At 44.6% G+C, this 16489-nt stretch carries 17 protein-coding genes and 1 tRNA gene; 9 read left to right on the plus strand and 9 right to left on the minus strand.

The annotated features are described in order from the left end of the window. Window positions 1-65: 65 nt before the first annotated feature. From rsmG to G8759_RS28190, 3 genes are all read left to right on the plus strand, one after another. On the plus strand, window positions 66-695 hold the full coding sequence (rsmG, locus tag G8759_RS28180; RefSeq protein WP_167215955.1) for a 16S rRNA (guanine(527)-N(7))-methyltransferase RsmG: 630 nt from the start codon (window positions 66-68) through the stop codon (window positions 693-695). A 104-nt stretch (window positions 696-799) separates the two neighbouring features. Continuing rightward, window positions 800-1132 (plus strand): PH domain-containing protein, encoded by a 333-nt coding sequence (locus G8759_RS28185; RefSeq protein ID WP_167215957.1) that lies wholly within the window; start codon window positions 800-802, stop codon window positions 1130-1132. A gap of 140 nt (window positions 1133-1272) precedes the next feature. Beyond that, a tRNA-Asn gene (locus tag G8759_RS28190) sits at window positions 1273-1346 on the plus strand. Window positions 1347-1664: 318 nt separating this feature from the next. On the opposite strand, the gene G8759_RS28195 is transcribed toward G8759_RS28190, so the two are convergent. The 5 genes from G8759_RS28195 to G8759_RS28215 all read right to left on the minus strand — a co-directional run bounded on the left by G8759_RS28195 (window position 1665) and on the right by G8759_RS28215 (window position 6225). Further along, window positions 1665-1880 carry a hypothetical protein gene (locus G8759_RS28195; protein WP_167215959.1) on the minus strand — a complete coding sequence of 72 codons (216 nt, stop codon included), beginning with the start codon at window positions 1878-1880 and terminating at the stop codon, window positions 1665-1667. A gap of 109 nt (window positions 1881-1989) precedes the next feature. Beyond that, a complete protein-coding gene (locus G8759_RS28200; RefSeq protein ID WP_162386514.1) occupies window positions 1990-2280 on the minus strand; it encodes a hypothetical protein in 291 nt (96 codons plus the stop codon). Between the two features lie 834 nt (window positions 2281-3114). Next, window positions 3115-3693, minus strand: a complete 579-nt coding sequence (locus tag G8759_RS28205) for an NAD(P)H-binding protein (protein WP_167215961.1) — start codon at window positions 3691-3693, stop codon at window positions 3115-3117. A 66-nt stretch (window positions 3694-3759) separates the two neighbouring features. Beyond that, window positions 3760-4803, minus strand: coding sequence for an NAD(P)-dependent alcohol dehydrogenase (locus G8759_RS28210; protein WP_167215963.1), 1044 nt, complete (start codon window positions 4801-4803; stop codon window positions 3760-3762). 435 nt (window positions 4804-5238) lie between these two features. Next, complete coding sequence (locus tag G8759_RS28215; RefSeq protein ID WP_167219320.1) at window positions 5239-6225, minus strand: aldo/keto reductase; 987 nt, start codon at window positions 6223-6225, stop codon at window positions 5239-5241. 222 nt (window positions 6226-6447) lie between these two features. Between G8759_RS28215 and G8759_RS28220 the strand changes: the two genes are divergently transcribed. Next, a complete protein-coding gene (locus G8759_RS28220) occupies window positions 6448-6624 on the plus strand; it encodes a hypothetical protein (RefSeq protein WP_167215965.1) in 177 nt (58 codons plus the stop codon). Between the two features lie 299 nt (window positions 6625-6923). Here G8759_RS28220 and G8759_RS28225 read toward each other — a convergent pair whose 3' ends face one another. From G8759_RS28225 to G8759_RS28235, 3 genes are all read right to left on the minus strand, one after another. Beyond that, window positions 6924-7196 (minus strand): DUF4242 domain-containing protein, encoded by a 273-nt coding sequence (locus G8759_RS28225; protein ID WP_162386522.1) that lies wholly within the window; start codon window positions 7194-7196, stop codon window positions 6924-6926. A 209-nt stretch (window positions 7197-7405) separates the two neighbouring features. Beyond that, a complete protein-coding gene (locus G8759_RS28230) occupies window positions 7406-7780 on the minus strand; it encodes a group I truncated hemoglobin (RefSeq protein ID WP_167215967.1) in 375 nt (124 codons plus the stop codon). Window positions 7781-8150: 370 nt separating this feature from the next. Continuing rightward, window positions 8151-9269, minus strand: a complete 1119-nt coding sequence (locus tag G8759_RS28235; protein ID WP_167215969.1) for a nickel-binding protein — start codon at window positions 9267-9269, stop codon at window positions 8151-8153. A gap of 524 nt (window positions 9270-9793) precedes the next feature. On the opposite strand from G8759_RS28235, the gene G8759_RS28240 reads away from it, so the two are divergent. Together G8759_RS28240 and G8759_RS28245 are read left to right on the plus strand one after the other, a co-directional pair. Further along, window positions 9794-10693 carry an NmrA family NAD(P)-binding protein gene (locus tag G8759_RS28240; RefSeq protein ID WP_167215971.1) on the plus strand — a complete coding sequence of 300 codons (900 nt, stop codon included), beginning with the start codon at window positions 9794-9796 and terminating at the stop codon, window positions 10691-10693. Between the two features lie 12 nt (window positions 10694-10705). Further along, window positions 10706-11626: a helix-turn-helix domain-containing protein gene (locus G8759_RS28245; protein ID WP_167215973.1), complete on the plus strand. Its 921-nt coding sequence runs from the start codon at window positions 10706-10708 to the stop codon at window positions 11624-11626. Window positions 11627-11830: 204 nt separating this feature from the next. Here G8759_RS28245 and G8759_RS28250 read toward each other — a convergent pair whose 3' ends face one another. Continuing rightward, the gene (locus tag G8759_RS28250) at window positions 11831-12655 is read right to left on the minus strand and encodes a hypothetical protein (RefSeq protein WP_167215975.1); all 825 of its coding nucleotides are present in this window, start codon (window positions 12653-12655) and stop codon (window positions 11831-11833) included. 713 nt (window positions 12656-13368) lie between these two features. Between G8759_RS28250 and G8759_RS28255 the strand changes: the two genes are divergently transcribed. From G8759_RS28255 to G8759_RS28265, 3 genes are all read left to right on the plus strand, one after another. Beyond that, window positions 13369-14400 (plus strand): sensor histidine kinase, encoded by a 1032-nt coding sequence (locus G8759_RS28255; protein WP_167215977.1) that lies wholly within the window; start codon window positions 13369-13371, stop codon window positions 14398-14400. Then, entirely contained in the window at window positions 14400-15113 is a 714-nt protein-coding gene (locus G8759_RS28260) for a LytR/AlgR family response regulator transcription factor (protein WP_167215979.1), read from the plus strand. The genes G8759_RS28255 and G8759_RS28260 overlap by 1 nt, the downstream gene beginning before the upstream one ends. Window positions 15114-15231: 118 nt before the next feature. Then, a complete protein-coding gene (locus G8759_RS28265) occupies window positions 15232-16446 on the plus strand; it encodes a PQQ-dependent sugar dehydrogenase (protein WP_167215981.1) in 1215 nt (404 codons plus the stop codon). Window positions 16447-16489: the final 43 nt, after the last annotated feature.

A 16489-nucleotide genomic window follows, 5' to 3' on the forward strand; every position in this document is an offset into this window, starting at 1 on the left:
GGTCAGGGCATAAGATTGTTTTATGTAGTGTAGTCCAGACAGTAACTGCTCAAAGTACAGACAGCATGAATATAGACCTTTTATTGAAGTATTTTCCTGGTTTAACGGCCCAACAGAAAGAACGCTTTGAGGCTCTGGATGGCCTTTACCGTGACTGGAATGCCAAAATTAACGTAGTTTCCAGGCAAGACATTGATGCGCTCTATGAAAAGCATATCCTGCACTCACTCGGAATTGCCAAAATCGTGCAATTCAAACCAGGAACCGAGATTTTAGATGTTGGAACCGGTGGTGGCTTTCCGGGAATACCGCTAGCCATTTTGTTCCCGCTCGTCGATTTCCATTTAGTAGATAGCATTGGCAAAAAAATAAAAGTGGTACAGGAGATATCGACTGCCTTAGAGCTATCGAACGTCAAAGCCGAACAAACCCGCGTTGAACAATTAACCACAACGTACGACTTTGTGGTAAGCCGGGCCGTAACACGGCTAAAACCATTTCTGGGTTGGGTGCGCTACAAAATTCATAAGTCGGGCAACAACGACCGCCCCAATGGTGTTTTGTACCTGAAAGGGGGTGATCTAGCAGAAGAGCTTGCGGAAGTACCTGATCGTTACCGGGTTTACGACCTCTCGGATTATTTTGATGAGCCGTTTTTTGAAACTAAAAAAGTAATATACATCCCTAAAAAATAACCGGGATTTAACTGATTCAGGGATTAATCAGATTTTGCTTTCATGGGAAGCTTGTTACAAAATCCAGTTAATCCTCTAATCAGCTAAATACCGGTTCACACACTATGGCAGAAAAATTTCACAGCAGCAGTTTTAAAGATCCCATCAACCGCGACGAGGTTGAATTTAGCGATAAAGGGGTAACATTTCGTGTGCGTAAATTGATAGGCGGCACTGACAATTTTGTCTTCTATTCTGATATCTCAGGGGTAGAGATTGATAATGGCTTGTTCTTCGCGACAGTTCGGGTTATTCCCCGTGCCCGTCCCGAGATTGTCATTAAGAATTTCACAAAGGGAGACGCCCGGCGAATCAAGGATCTGATCTTGCAGAATGTTCCCAGTAATCGTCCTGACACATTCGGTGGCCCGGCACAGGGAGGTTATCCAACGCGCTAACGACTATTTTTTTACGTAATGTTTTACTCTGACTGTCATTAAGTTGCGCCATAGGCGTCTATTTTCCTGGCGTCAAATCGCATTTTTTTACAAAAATCTCTTGCGTGGTGTCGTTCTCTACACTACTTTTGCACCACGATTCCCGAATAGCTCAGTCGGTTAGAGCATCTGACTGTTAATCAGAGGGTCGCTGGTTCGAGCCCAGCTTCGGGAGCAAAAAGCCTCAAATCTTACGATTTGGGGCTTTTTTGTGTTTTACTGTATCACTTTTTGTAACATAAAATTAGAGTAGCTATTAATCGATGAAACGTGGTCGAAAGGAAAGAGAAAATCTTTTTAAGAAAGACTAATATTTGGGGTAATATTTGCTTAAAGGTAGCTTTACAACCCTATATATGGCCCACAACTCGAGATTATCAATCTTTATCACCATGCCTAAAGCCCATTTCCAATCCGGATGATGGGCTTTTTTGCGTCTTAAATCACCGGTTTGCCCGGTATTGATCCGCAATATACTCCTGCAACAAATCAGCTATGGTTGTTCCTGATCGATTTCCGGGAGCAGATTCGGGTCGACACCCGTCTCTTCCTTAATTGCCTCCAGGCTCTCTTTCAACTCTTCGATATGCATGGGAATACCATCACTAGGATCAGGATAATGTACTTGATCAGATTCTGGTGTGCCCGAATTATCCGATCCAATCGGCTTAGCTAACTGATCTTTCTCAATGTCTGCTTGCTTTTTCATAAGGATGATCACAGCGATTTAACTAATAAAGCAGAAAATTAAGTAGAAAGTTATGATTGTGCAGCAAGTCAGTCAGCATCTTAGCGTAATCCATGCTGATTACCACATGTTAATGCTCACCCCGAATTTCGACATTGACAACCCCCGATTTATAAATGTAGACCGAAGGCGCCAGTTGTTCTTCCAGTCTACCCGTCAGGATATACTGAACCCGCAACATAGGATAAGCCTGCCATAGCGCCTTCAGGTGAACATCTTTCATCGATTCCACCCGGCCAATCATAATGTTATCGAGCGTGCCTTTGGCAATACCCGATGCCACGGCGACATCCTCGATGGAAACGCCGATGCGTTTAAATTCTTTCCTCAGTCTGCTCCGAATTTCAGGATCACTTTTCATGCTCGCAACCGGTTGAGTCGGACTAACGGTGTAGTCGTTGCCTAAGAATTACGCAAATCTAACAAAAAGAATTTGGTTTATTTGTTATATTTGCGTAATTTTCGTCTATAATAATTGTTAGTTGTAACAATTATTTAATCTTTTATTCTAACTGGAGTCGGTTGATCGTATTAGTATCCTCAAAACAATAGCCGTATGCATCACTACGTGGAGCAATTTCATGCGATTAATGGACTGGTATCGGGCCGGATTGATGTTACCGAGTGCAGAGCCCCTATGCGGAAATCCATTACAAATCGGATTAAGACCGAAAGTTTGCCGGACTACAAGATCAGATTAGTCAAAGGAGTAGAAGCCAAGCGCTGCTTTCCACCTGTCCTTAAACAGAGTTCCGGGATAACAAACCATCGGATTCCCTCCGTACGTCCTTCAACGAACCCTGGCTAGTTTACAACTGATCTCTGAAGGCTTATTCATCGATATGGATAAGCCTTCATTTTGGCCTATCTACATTATTTTCCTCAACAGTCTGCCGATCACGACAGTCGGAGGTATACGCTGGTGTCTGTATAAGAATGTGAGGTACAGAAGTGCGTACCACGAAGCCATGTGGCGCGGCAGTATCCTGATGCTATTAATAACTGCCCAATTCAATCCGCAGTAGCATCCGGATGATAATTCTCTTTTACGTTATTGTATTCCTAGTCAGTTACTATTTGCAATCATACTCCCACCTATTCATCCTTGGTGATAATTGCTATATATGTAAGGCTGCTTGTGGGTGTGGTATCGTGCAATGAGTAGGGGGAACTGTATTAAACCTATCAGTCGAGATTACGAATTGGGTTTGTTTACTCCCAGGTTTTCACGAACATACCTTTCAGGATGATCAATAATATCGACGATCAGTGTTGCGAGGCTTTTTTGGGAAATGACCGAACCTTTCTCAGGTTCGCCTTTACGGGTGGTTTCGTAATCTACTTCATTCGCACTGATAAACCAGGTTGGGCGTAAAATCGTATAGTCAAGGTCTGAGGCTTCAAACACATCGGCTCCTTTGCGGTAAGGTTCCAAAACGGGTCTTAAGGGCATATCATAAATACCAATCGAGCTGATGAAGATGGCTTTTTTGACCCCTTCTTCCTTCATGGCCTTTACGATGTTTTTAGCCATTGCTTCCAGATCGCCGGCCAGATTCACATACACGACATCCTGACCGGAAATGGCCTTTTTTAGCTGATCATATTCCAGAACATTGCCTTCAATGACGCGGTAGCGGGAAATATCCCTGCTCCCTAAACGGCGGGCATTCCGTAGAAACAATGTGAGGTTGATATCCTCCTTTTTTGCTAACAGATCAATTACCTGTTTCGCGATCGTACCATTAGCACCCAGAATAATTACGTTTTTCATTGTCAACTTGTTAATCTGTAAAATCAATAAAAGCTGCCTCACCGGGTGAAGCAGCTTTTATTGATTTTACAGCGATGCCATGTCGATCACAAACCGGTATCGGACATCTCCTTTCAGCATACGGTCGTAAGCCGGGTGTATGTCTTTTATGTTAATCAGTTCAATGTCGGATACGATATTGTTTTGAGCGCAGAAATCCAGCATTTCCTGTGTTTCTGCAATACCACCAATACTCGATCCTGCGATGCTTTTTCGGCCAGGGATCAGGCTGAATGCCAACAGGGCAAACGGAGTTGGAGGAGCGCCGACACAAATGTGTACACCGTCGGTTTTCAGAAGGGCGAGATACTGATTATAATCGTGCTCAGCTGAAACAGTATCCAGAATAAAATCGAAATAACCCGTTACAGATTCCAGTTGGGCTGGGTCGCTGGTGACGATAAAATTGTGAGCACCCAGCTTTCGGGCATCCGCTTCTTTTTTGGGTGAGGTACTCAGAACGGTCACCTCCGCACCGAATGCCACGCCGAATTTTATACCCATGTGCCCAAGGCCACCCAAGCCCAGAACGGCCAGTTTATGCCCTTTGCCTACCTTCCAGTGTCGAAGGGGAGAGTAAGTCGTGATACCCGCACAAAGCAGTGGAGCCGTAGCCGCCAGATCCAGGGTTTCAGCAATGTGGAGAACGAAATCTTCATGTACCACAATGGTATTCGAGTAGCCTCCATAGGTAGGCGTTTTCTTATCCTGCTCCAGGCTGTTATACGTGAGCGTATTACCGTTGGTGCAATATTGCTCCAATCCGTGTTGGCAATTAGCGCAGACGCGGCATGAATCGACCATGCAGCCAGTACCAGCCAAATCACCAATTTTAAATTTAGTCACCTGGCTACCGACTGCAACTACCCTGCCTACAATCTCATGTCCGGGAACCATCGGAAAAATACCTCCGCCCCACTCATCCCGTATCTGGTGAAGATCAGAATGACAAACGCCACAATGCGTAATATCGAATTGAACATCCTGTGGACCAACGTCGCGTCGGTCCAAATTCCAGGGGGCCAATGGGGTATCTTTAGTTTGAGCGGCATAGCTTTTTGCAGCTATCATACTTATTAGTTAGTTAATAAAGAACTTATGGTTTGGCTACGTTTACCGTAACAGCTTTAACGTTTAGTTGAGTACTTGGTTAAAACCAGGACAAAACTAGCATAGCCCATTCATGTGCAGGTAAAGATTATCAAACCAAAACTTAAGAATTTCAAACAACTTGCACATGCAATGCTCCGGAAGTTGTTCCGGTTATTTTTTTGAAGAAATCATTAAAATAAGATTGAGAAACGATCGAATCAGATTGTTCTAAACAGCATCAAACGCAAAGTGCATCTTACGGTAACGCTTAGCCGTAGCAGCAAAAATGTCGTTGGCCCGTGCAGGAGCCAAAGCAGGCAATCCCGGTTCACCCACCCCTTCTACTTTACCACCCTCTGCACTTCGATTTCAGGAACTTCGTTGATGCTTACGTGACTACTTTCACTCTATACCTTACAGTCCTGTCGATTTCTCCATTTGTTCGGTGTATCGAGACCCGACAACATCAATCTGAGCAGAGGCATCCTCAATCTCCTGAAGTTCCTGCGCCGTTAGCTGAATCGCAGCGACTCCGTTGTTTTCCGTCAGGCGGTTCAGCTTCGTGGTGCCCGGAATGGGAACGATCCAGGGTTTCTGCGCCAACACCCAGGCTAAGGCAATTTGAGCGGGTGTAGCCTGTCGGCGTTCAGCAAACTTGCACAGCAAATCCAGCAGGGCTTTATTAGCCATACGGGCTTCTTCGGTATATCTCGGCAGAACATTACGAATATCGCCTTCGGAAAATTTGGTGCTTTCATCAATTTTACCGGCCAGAAAGCCCTTTCCAAGCGGGCTATACGCCACCAAACCGATGCCTAATTCCTCGATCGCTGGAATGATCTCCTTTTCATGCTGGCGGGTCCAGAGCGAGTATTCGCTTTGCAGAGCGCTAACCGGCTGTACGGCATGCGCCCGACGGATGGTTTGCGCGCCCGCTTCCGATAGGCCGAAGTATTTCACTTTCCCTTCCTGAATTAGGTCCTTCACGGTTCCCGCTACGTCCTCGATTGGTACATTCGGGTCAACCCGGTGTTGGTAGAACAAGTCAATCACGTCTACTCTGAGCCGCTTCATCGACGCTTCGGCTACTGCTCTGATATTTTCTGGACGGCTATTCAATCCAACCTGTTTCCCATCCTGGAAATTAAAGCCGAATTTCGTAGCAATCACTACGTTGCCTTTGAACGGCTCAAGGGCCTCGCCGACCAGTTGTTCGTTTGTGAACGGACCATAGACTTCAGCCGTATCGAAGAAGGTAACGCCTTGTTCCACAGCGGCATGAATCAGTGAAATCATTTCTTTAGTGTCTTTAGCGGGGCCATAGCCAAAGCTCATACCCATACAGCCCAAACCAAGGGCAGATACCTCCAGACCGCTATTTCCCAGTTTGCGCTTTTGCATTGTTGTACTCATAACGATGTCTATTAATTACACTACAAAACTACTGTGGCGGCAAATCGTTTAACAATGAAAGTCAACCAGTTTGTCGAATGCTGTGCGGAAGGATAAGTCCTTACAAACGGACTATTTAAATACCCAGGATTGTATTTTATCACTTAATCTACTGTGTAAGTGCATTAGTTTGTTTTAATTTAGTCAATTGTACACGAAAATTGTATAGCTATGTCTGACAACGAGGGGAAAGAAGAAACAAGGCCAGAGGAGCAGCAAGACCTTGAACACCAGCAGAAAGAGCTTTTCCAGGAACTCTCACGGGAGCAAACAGAAGCTGAGAACGCTTTAGAAGCAGATCAGGAACGATCAGCAAATGCAAAGTCGCATGATGAGAGCGATGAATAGCAACGTATAAAAAAGCCAGTAGTGATAAACTAGTTCACTACTGGCTTTTTCCCAACACGGTTCTATAACTTCTGTGGCTACGGTCCACTGTCACACAATACAAATCATGAAAGCTGCTTTTGAAGGGCTAACGCTTGTGCCCATTCCAGGGGTTTTATCAGCTTCCAGTGAAGTAGGATTGTGAAAACCGGGAAACGTTACTTCTTGTAATGTGCATCACCGGGGGCATCAGCCAGTTAGACAATATCGTTTTACTTGTTTGTGGCAACCCGTTTCAAGTTAGCTATTTATGAACTGAATTATTCTGCCGTTGTCGGATCGATAATCGCTGAGACCTTACTAACGACATTGGCCGGAAACCCGCCTTGTTTTGCATGTTCCCGAATGAGAGCTTCGTCAGGGGCATTATAAACACAATAGATTTTGTCCGTCGTGACGTAGCTTTCTACCCACTGAATTTCTGGGCCCATCGCTCTTAGAACATCACAAGAGGTTTGTGAAATCCCTTTCAATTCGTCGGGGGTTAAGTTTCCTGCTCCTGGGATTTCTCGTTCAATGACATACTTAGGCATAGTCGTTCGGGTTTAAAGTTGTAAGAAGTAAAAGAAGCTAGCCAACTAGTAAGCTGACTACGAAAGGCAACCGTATATTTTTAAACAAATGGTCTGAATTCTGCCCATTTGAAAATCAAGGCAGATGCATTATCAGGGTGACAGTCAACTCTGGCTGAGTAACGCCGATAATCCCGCCCTTTATGCGAAGCGGGTGATTGGGTAACTAGTTACTGACCAATGATCATCCCTTTTAATGACCACAAAATGGCCAATACATCTTTTTTCGATTCATCATCAATTTGATGCTTATCCAGCACCATCAAGATGTCATCCACTACATGCATATATTCTCCTGGAGTGATATTCATCCCGTTATGGGTGGTAGGCATATCTCTTCCCGCGTAGGTAACTGGTCCACCACTGCCGGCACAAAAAAAATCAATCGTATGCCGGCGGATAAGGGCTAATTTTTCCGGCTGCTCTTTGTAAGGTAAGAATCTGGCATTGATGGCGGGGTTGCTCATATGAGCCTCTACTACCGCATCAACCAGGCTCGTGATCCCTTCGGTGCCACCAAGTCGATCAAAAAGAAGTATAGCCATGAGGATTTAGTTTAACTAGTAACCAGGTATGTTACAGGGCAAAAGTAGCAACGGGTAACCCGGAAGGCGATAACAATTCATTCAAATACTGGTAATTTTGATTCATAAGTGTTTAGCAGAAGCTGGTTGACCCTATTCTATGAGCAGACTTCTGTGGCCCTCATCGAGTAGATAAGCGCTAAGGGTTGATTGGCATGGGGAAGCTGATCTGGCCATATGACACACTGGGCTAACCCAGAAGCGAACTAAGGGCAATCAGATTTATCGACCAACCAGCAGTAAGGAGCATTTTCGAGCTGGAGCAGTTCATCCCCTATCTAGCTGTTAAAGGGAAAAGGTGTGTTTTACCTTAGTAAATCTGTCAACTGATTTAGCTATTAGCTAGTTTTGAATGCACATAGTCAGAGGGCGAATAGCCGTATCTTTTCTGAAAGCATTTAGAAAAGTAAGCGGGGCTGCTAAAGCCGGTAGCAAAGGCAACTTCTGAAATATTGCTTGTTTGTTTATTCAATAAAGTCAAGGCCTCTTGTAGACGGTATTCCTTGATGAATGCATTCGGTGATGTACCGGTAAGGTCTGTTAGTTTACGATACAATTGCGCTTTGCTGTATCCCATATGTTTACTAAAATCCTCGACGGTAAAAGTCGAATTTTGCCAGGCGGAGTCGGCATAATCCATTAAATAGGTTAGAAATTTCTCATTTGCCTGCGTGAGGGCCACGATATTTCCGCCCTCTGGTAAAGTTGTTGAATTTTCGCTAGTGAATAGTTGCTTAACTTCCGACGAAACAATAATTTCTCCGGGGATAACTTTACACATCCGTTGCGCTAGTTTAATAGCATCCTCAAAAATTAAATTCTTATCGGTTACCGGTACACCAGTACTAATCCCTATTTTCAATGGGACTTTTTTCAGACCACTTGACCGGCTCACCTCGGTAACCAGGGTTTCTATCGTTAGTGCAGCTTGAAGAGCCCTGGAAACCGATGTAAATGAAATGATGAAGTACGGTTCCTGTTGTTTAGCCAGTTTCCCCTCATGCAAAGTTAGTAGGTTACTGACCGACTTCTTGAATTGGGCTAAGAACGATTTAATGGGTAAGCTATCAGGCTGATCTATCAGGGAAAAATAGTCCAGCCGGATAACCATGATGGTCCTAAAAGCTGGATCATTAATAATATTCAGGGTTGAATCTTTTGCTTTTTGTGGATCTTCAATTCTACCCAGGAATGATTCAACAATGTTTGCTTCGACTTCAATAATACTATGGGGAATCTGCCCATGAGCCTTATTATGCATTTTTTCAATAGTCGCCTTATCCGGGGCTTCAATTAAACAAAATGCCGTTTTTCGCTGGTTATCGAACCAATAAGTTAAAGCTCTACACCCAAACTGATGCTGAATCTTTAAATCTTCCTGATGAAGCTGAGCTACATGCTCGGCTGTTACCAGCTCGGAGACATCGTGGCGGTCCATATAAATTGGCATCCAGGTAAGGAGTTTGCGGTAAAAGTAGTAAATGCTTCGAATATAGTAAACAATCAACTCATTATCAGTAATTTGAACTAATTTATCTCCCTAATTCTTGAGCAGAATTTCTCAGTTATTAGTTGGCACAATTTCTGTTTTCCTGCTCGTGCATATCCCCTCCCTGACTATTAGGAATTGATACGGACTTCTTCCGCTCCTGGTTATAAAATTCTCGGAATCGGTTCATCGATCCAGTGCTTGTAGCAGACGCAACTACAGCTCCAAAAGACGACTTATCGGTTTGAATAAATTGACACAAACATCCATCATCTAGTCGCGACAAACGACAACAATTGTTAAGAGCCCGATTATTTCCGGTTTTTTATTAGGCTCACTGAAACGGGTGTAATGCCTACTATAATGGGAACCGCTAAAATCGTGATTTCCTGCTAAAGTGGGTTCTTTTGACTACAACAACCATAGATTTGGCTACGTCGATTTTTTTGTGACTGCTGAATTTTGCAGAAATAAAAAATCGAAAAATGAAAATCATAGTGACGGGTTCGACAGGGCACATCAGCAAGCCACTGACCGAAGAATTGGTTCAAAAAGGACATGCTGTAACGGTTATCAGCAGCAAGCCCGAAAAACAAAAAGAGATCGACGCATTGGGAGCCAAAGCAGCCATCGGCTCACTGGAAGACGTTGATTTTCTTACAACTACTTTTATGAATGCAGATGCCATCTATACAATGGTACCGCCAGCCAACTATTTCGATCATACCCTCGATTTGACGGCGTATTATCACCGAATCGGCAATAATTATGCAAAAGCTATCGGGCAGTCGGGCATAAAGCGTGTGGTTAATCTCAGTAGCGTTGGGGCTCATTTAGACAAAGGCAATGGGATTTTAATTGGTGCTCACGATGTAGAGCAAATTTTAAACAACCAATTACCTGACCTAGCGATTACGCATATGCGGCCCGTTGGCTTCTATTACAATTTGTATGGCTTCGTGCCGATGATCAACCAGCAAGGCATTATCATGGCAAATTATGGGGCAGAGGAAGAGCTGGTATGGGTTTCTCCAATCGATATTGCTGCCGCCATTGCTGAAGAATTCGAAACACCACTGGTTGGCAGAAAGGTACGGTATGTGGTAAGCGATGAACTTACTGGCAACGAAACGGCCCGAATTTTAGGGGCGGCTATCGGGAAGCCTGATTTGACATGGATACTTATTCCTGGTGAACAATGGCAGCGTGGTTTAGAAGCGGCCGGAATGAATCCGCGCATCGCTGCCGGTTTGGTTGCCATGTTTGAAAGCCAGCATAGTGGTCTATTAACCGAGGATTATTATTGCAATAAACCAGCGGTTATGGGCAATGTAAAGCTGACGGATTTTGCGAAGGAATTTGCTGCCTCGTTTAAGCAGGAATAAGTATATTGTAACATGGCAACCAAACAACTTCACAGGATTAAAACGATAAGCGAATATCATCGGCTCAGGGAATTACCCAAACCCGAACATCCGTTAATCAGTTTGATCGATTATGGGTCGATCAAACATTCGCCTGAAAACAATCCGGTAAGCTGGGTATTCGATTTTTATTCAATCTCGCTTAAACGGGATTTCAATGCTAAAATGAAATATGGCCAGCAGGAATATGACTTCGATGAGGGTATTATGTTTTTCATATCACCCGGTCAGGTTTTTAGCATTGAGGTTAATAAAGAGTCCGCATCAAAACATTCAGGATGGATTTTACTCATCCATCCTGATTTTTTATGGAATACTCCTTTGGCAAAAGCCATAAAGCAATACGAATATTTCGACTATTCGGCCAACGAAGCCTTACATCTTTCAGAGAAAGAAGAAACAATCATTGTCGATATTATGCAGAATATAGGGCAGGAATATCATTCAACTATTGACAAATTCAGCCAGAACATCATTATCGCTCAACTGGAATTATTGCTCTCATATTCGGAGCGATTTTATCATCGTCAATTCATAACACGGAAAATTACGAACCACAGCATCCTCAATCGCCTGGAAGATATACTTGCGACTTATTTCAATAGTGATTCATTGGCTCAAAAAGGCTTGCCAACCGTTCACTATATTGCTGAACTATTAAATGTTTCACCCAATTATTTAAGTGGGCTACTTAAAGTATTAACGGGGCAAAGCACGCAGCAGCACATTCACGACAAACTGATTGAAAAGGCTAAAGAAAAACTGTCTACCACCGATTTATCAATTAGCGAAATCGCCTTTGAATTAGGGTTTGAACATTCACAGTCATTCAGCAAACTATTCAAGATAAAAACCAATGTTTCGCCATTGGAATTCAGACAGTCATTCAATTAAAAAATGGCCATCGCTAAAAGCAGCAACCGATTTCAAGCAAATGTCCTCAACCATTAATCGTCAAATTAATCGAGGGTGAGTGAGTACCGCACACGAACGGCGAATGGCGCAAACTCTTTTTGAATCTGATATTTTTAGGCCTTTCGCATAGAGCCGTGCCACGGTTTTGAACCGTGGCACGGCTCTATGCGAAAGGCCTAAAAATTATAAATCGATCTTAATGGGTGCCAGCGAGGGTTTATTAACTTCTCGATTCTGTTCGTTGGCCATCTGCTGATTCACCAAAGGAGAGGGCTGAATGTTATAGACGAACCGGGTATCCTGTCTGCTTATTTTATAGATAAACGGCTTGTTATCAATCTGGACAATGAGTTGATAGGAATCATAAGGGAGGGCGGATAAATCCAGCTTTCGCATGTACTTATTGTGATTGGTAAACTCCTCGTAGACCTCCCGATTATTTTGATCAGCCACCAGGATTTTATAGCGCAACCGGTCGGGATTATCCACAATAAGGTACAGTTTACCCGTCGAATTGACATAGGCATGGACTCGATAAGCCGCCATTGTCGACGAATAATATTGAGATCTATTCGACCGGGCAGTTACTCGGGGTGGAACTGGTTCTACCGGTGTCGGGGGCATGGGTTCGGTTTTGATTCGGTCGGCCAGGAGTTGATTCGCCAGCAGCTGCGCTAATAACTGGTCAAACTGTTTTTGATTTTTCCGGCTGAGTTTGACCCACTTTTCAGGTAGGATTTCTTCATAAAGGAGCTGTTTATTCGTCCCAAAAAACTGAACCAATGTGCTTCGGGTAGCTGCCTGCGTTTTAAGGCGCCAATAACCTCGGTCGGGATCGGTTCCGGCAGCGATTTCCGGAGTTGTCTGGTCGACTTGAGCATGTCCGGGCTGGGCTTGCAGCAGCAATATGAAAACAGGAATCCATGCAAAACAGGTCCGGCTGAAACCTGAAACAAAACAGGCAGAGTGAACAAGCAATTGGCATGAAGTGGTTCGATGGAGTAGCATAGCAGGGAGTTGTTTAACAAACACACAAGTCAAGGTTGTAGTAGTAGCAAAGCAATTGACTATTTCCGTCAGCGATTTTAGGGGTACGACCCGAAAGCTCCTTCACATGAGAACTTAGGCTTACCCAGCGCAGTTGGCCGAGAAAATCCGTTGTTGATCGAGCCTTTGTTTTGCACGGAATGATCAGACTATTCGATTAGCGCGTTTATTCCGATTGGCTGGTCAATGAAAAATTCCTTCATCACCATTAGCTGCCCGGAAGGATGGTAATAAGCTCGGTAGTACTTGTCTTTTGATTGAAATAAATTTCCTTCTACCGATCGGACTTGCACAGGACTACCATTGACAAAAATCCGGATGGGATATTTTCTGGGTTTCGGCATAGCTATCTATATTTCTGTTGAGTATTTTTTCATGAACCGTGGCCTGTGCAAGCTCAGTTGATCATAGTGCGATGAGCCTTGCTGACAACAAATAAATAGATCGGCTCAATAGGTCTTCAGTTTTTTAGACGTACGACCGGCTAGTTCCTTCACATAACAGTTTGTGTTCACTCAGCGCAGTTGGTCGAGAAAATTCGTTGTTGGTCGAAGGCTTCCACTGTTGAGGAGCTTACGGACGTTGTTGAGCTAATTAGCTGGTTTCTAATTAGGAGAGAACGTAAATTTACCCTTTCCCAGTGAAACACATGATGAATAATGGCCCGTTTTAGTATGCTTAAGCCTTACCGGGAAATAGGGGCGCAAGGGCTTTTCTGGCTTGGTTACTTCCTGTTCGAATGGCTCAATACCGGAGCCTATACGGATAATTTCCAGCAAAGCCTTTGTCACATTACATTGAATTTACCGCTGCTAATAGTTGCAGGCTACTGGCATCTTCTAATTACGGTCCGTCACTTTCTGTTGTCGAATCGCCTGACTGGTTTTTGGATCAGTTTGATCGGTGGCTTACTGATTTTCGGCCTGTTCCGGCGTGCCATCAATTATACCTGGTACTATCCCGTCTATTATCCGGAAGGCTTGCTTAAACCTTACTTGTACTGGCCTAAAATTCTGGCGGAAGCCGTGCAATTGCATTTAGTGGTTGCCCTCTTTGTGGCGGTGAATCTGGTCCGGCACGCGCTTCACCAGCAGCAGTTAAGCGAGACCTATCGACGGGAAAAACTCTCGGCCGAATACCGTCTGCTCCAATCGCAGGTTCAGCCCCATTTCTTGTTCAATACGCTCAATAACCTGATATCGGTCTCATTACATCAACCGGCCCAGATGCCAAACTTACTCCAGCGATTGGCCGGATTACTCAGCTATCAATTGCATGAAAGCCATCGCCCAACAGTAGCGATCACCAAAGAACTGGCGTATTTGACGGACTATATTTCGCTGGAACAAATTCGTTACAGAGATCGCCTGGATGTACAGACGAATTTCAGTGAACTGACCAATCTGACGAATCTGATGATTCCGCCGATGCTGTTGCTGCCCTTTGTGGAGAATGCTTTTAAGCATGGAGCCGCCCAAACCGAAGAAGCCTGCTGGATTCAATTGCAGCTCTCGCGAAGTGGTAAGCGCCTGATTTTTTCGGCCGAAAACTCGATACCCGACGGAGTGTCCAGCCCGGTAACAACGGGTTTAGGTTTAACTAACCTAAGAAAAAGACTGGACATTCTTTTTCCCGACAACTATGAATTAGTTACACTCCAGGAAGACGGCCAGTTTCTGGCTGTCCTGAAATTTAACGTAGACTGATGGCGATTCGTTGTTTTGTGCTGGATGATGAACCCCTGGCAACTGATTTATTGAAAGATTACATCAGTCGGTTGCCTGATCTGGAACTGGTTGGTGTTTCCAACAGTCCTACTCAAGCCTTACGAACGTTGCAGCAAATGCCGGTCGATGTGCTTTTTCTGGACATTCAGATGCCCCGGTTGAGTGGATTCGATTTACTGCGTCCATTGGGCTACCGGCCGAAAGTGATCTTTACAACGGCTTTTCGGGAGTATGCGCTCGACAGCTATGAATTTGACGTGCTGGATTTTCTGGTAAAGCCCATTTCGTTCGAGCGGTTCCTCCAGTCAGTTGGCAAAATTTACCGATTTTCGCCAGTGGTTCCTATGCTTGCAGAATCGCCGGAGCCGACCAAAGCCAGTAAAGACTATCAGTATTTCAAGGTTAACAAAGAGATGGTCAAACTCTTTCTGGAGGATATTTTATGGATCGAAGGACTCAAGGATTACGTAAAGATTCACACCGTATCGGGCACGTTGGTATCTTATCTGCGAATCAGCTATCTGGAAGAGAAATTGCCTCCGGATCGGTTTGCCCGCATTCATAAATCGTTTATTGTAGCACTGGACCATATTCAGGCCGTTAGCGCGACGTATATTCGAATCAATAATGAGGAAATTCCCATTGGTCGAATCTATAAAGCCAAACTGGAGGAAGTACTCCAGCGAGATTGATCCTGGCCCTTTGTTTTAAATAAGCCTACTATAATTTGGCGTTGGGCTTCGTATGTTTGTCCAGTCCATTACTAGATAACCCCTAATTCACCTTAAATAAGCACAAGAACCGAAAAAAATGAGAACTAGTATTCTACTAACCCTGGCGAGCACCTCGCTAACGTTAGCATCCTTTGGCCAAACGACGACTGATACCAGAAATTCTCTTCCTCCCGTAGAAACGAAGGAACCAAATTCAGCCTATAAATCTGCATTTCCAGGCCAAACCAGAATTGCAGGGGTAAAATCAGCTACCAATTACGAAGGGAAGGTATTGACGGAAGCGCTTAAGAGCCCTTGGGGTATTACAAGCCTGCCAGATGGCAGACTGCTCATTACAGAAAAGGAAGGCACGATGCGCATCGTCACACCAGCGGGTAAAGTTGGAGAAGCCATTACCGGTATTCCGAAAGTTAATCCCTCCGGCCAGGGCGGACTTCTGGGTATTCGGGTTGATCCAGCTTTCGAGACAAACCGAATGGTATACTGGGTGTTTTCAGAACCCCTTCCTGAGGGAAATCTGACGGCGGTTGCCAAAGGAAAATTGTCGGCAGATGAAAAAAAGATTGAAGGAGCAACAGTCATTTATCAGGCAAAACCAGCTTACAAAGGTAATCTGCATTACGGCGGACGCATTCTGATCGATAAAGATGGCAATCTGCTGATCAGCACAGGAGAGCGTTCGGATAAAGTAACACGCCCGCAGGCTCAATCGCTCAATTCGGGTCTGGGAAAAGTCATCCGAATTACCAAAGATGGCAAACCCGCTCCCGGCAATCCATTTGCAGGTCAGGCAGGAGCCAGACCCGAACTGTATTCCTATGGGCATCGTAACGTTCAAAGCCTTGCTTTTGATCCAGCAACGGGCGACCTGTGGGAAGCTGAATTCGGTCCAAGAGGAGGTGATGAGCTGAATCACATTAAGCCCGGCAAGAATTATGGCTGGCCGACCATTACTTACGGGATCGAATACAGTGGCGAAAAAGTTGGCGATGCCATTCAGCAAAAAGAAGGACTTGAACAACCCGTTTATTATTGGGACCCGGTCGTATCGCCCAGTGGTATGACGTTCTACAATAGCGACCACATCCCTGAATGGAAGAACAACCTTTTTATTGGGACCCTGAGCGGGATGCACATCCTGCGGCTTATCATTAAAAATGACAAAGTAGTGGGCGAAGAACGGTTATTATCGGCTGACTTTCAGCGTTTCCGCGATATTACTCAGGGTAAGGATGGCGCCTTGTATGCCATTACAGACCAGGGCAGGCTATATCGAGTCGATAAAAAATAATGTCGGTCTAAAGCCTTGCAATTCATGGCTACCAGTTGAGACC

Source organism: Spirosoma aureum, assembly GCF_011604685.1.
GTDB lineage: Bacteria > Bacteroidota > Bacteroidia > Cytophagales > Spirosomataceae > Spirosoma > Spirosoma aureum.

Coding starts and splice junctions, on each gene's coding strand:
- G8759_RS28245 (WP_167215973.1), top strand. CDS start 10,706: ATGGCAACCAAACAACTTCACAGGATTAAAACGATAAGCGAATATCAT.
- G8759_RS28200 (WP_162386514.1), bottom strand. CDS start 2,280: ATGAAAAGTGATCCTGAAATTCGGAGCAGACTGAGGAAAGAATTTAAA.
- G8759_RS28255 (WP_167215977.1), top strand. CDS start 13,369: ATGCTTAAGCCTTACCGGGAAATAGGGGCGCAAGGGCTTTTCTGGCTT.
- G8759_RS28230 (WP_167215967.1), bottom strand. CDS start 7,780: ATGGCTATACTTCTTTTTGATCGACTTGGTGGCACCGAAGGGATCACG.
- G8759_RS28195 (WP_167215959.1), bottom strand. CDS start 1,880: ATGAAAAAGCAAGCAGACATTGAGAAAGATCAGTTAGCTAAGCCGATT.
- G8759_RS28205 (WP_167215961.1), bottom strand. CDS start 3,693: ATGAAAAACGTAATTATTCTGGGTGCTAATGGTACGATCGCGAAACAG.
- G8759_RS28210 (WP_167215963.1), bottom strand. CDS start 4,803: ATGATAGCTGCAAAAAGCTATGCCGCTCAAACTAAAGATACCCCATTG.
- G8759_RS28225 (WP_162386522.1), bottom strand. CDS start 7,196: ATGCCTAAGTATGTCATTGAACGAGAAATCCCAGGAGCAGGAAACTTA.
- G8759_RS28240 (WP_167215971.1), top strand. CDS start 9,794: ATGAAAATCATAGTGACGGGTTCGACAGGGCACATCAGCAAGCCACTG.
- G8759_RS28260 (WP_167215979.1), top strand. CDS start 14,400: ATGGCGATTCGTTGTTTTGTGCTGGATGATGAACCCCTGGCAACTGAT.
- G8759_RS28220 (WP_167215965.1), top strand. CDS start 6,448: ATGTCTGACAACGAGGGGAAAGAAGAAACAAGGCCAGAGGAGCAGCAA.
- G8759_RS28185 (WP_167215957.1), top strand. CDS start 800: ATGGCAGAAAAATTTCACAGCAGCAGTTTTAAAGATCCCATCAACCGC.
- G8759_RS28265 (WP_167215981.1), top strand. CDS start 15,232: ATGAGAACTAGTATTCTACTAACCCTGGCGAGCACCTCGCTAACGTTA.
- G8759_RS28250 (WP_167215975.1), bottom strand. CDS start 12,655: ATGCTACTCCATCGAACCACTTCATGCCAATTGCTTGTTCACTCTGCC.
- rsmG (WP_167215955.1), top strand. CDS start 66: ATGAATATAGACCTTTTATTGAAGTATTTTCCTGGTTTAACGGCCCAA.
- G8759_RS28215 (WP_167219320.1), bottom strand. CDS start 6,225: ATGCAAAAGCGCAAACTGGGAAATAGCGGTCTGGAGGTATCTGCCCTT.
- G8759_RS28235 (WP_167215969.1), bottom strand. CDS start 9,269: ATGCCAATTTATATGGACCGCCACGATGTCTCCGAGCTGGTAACAGCC.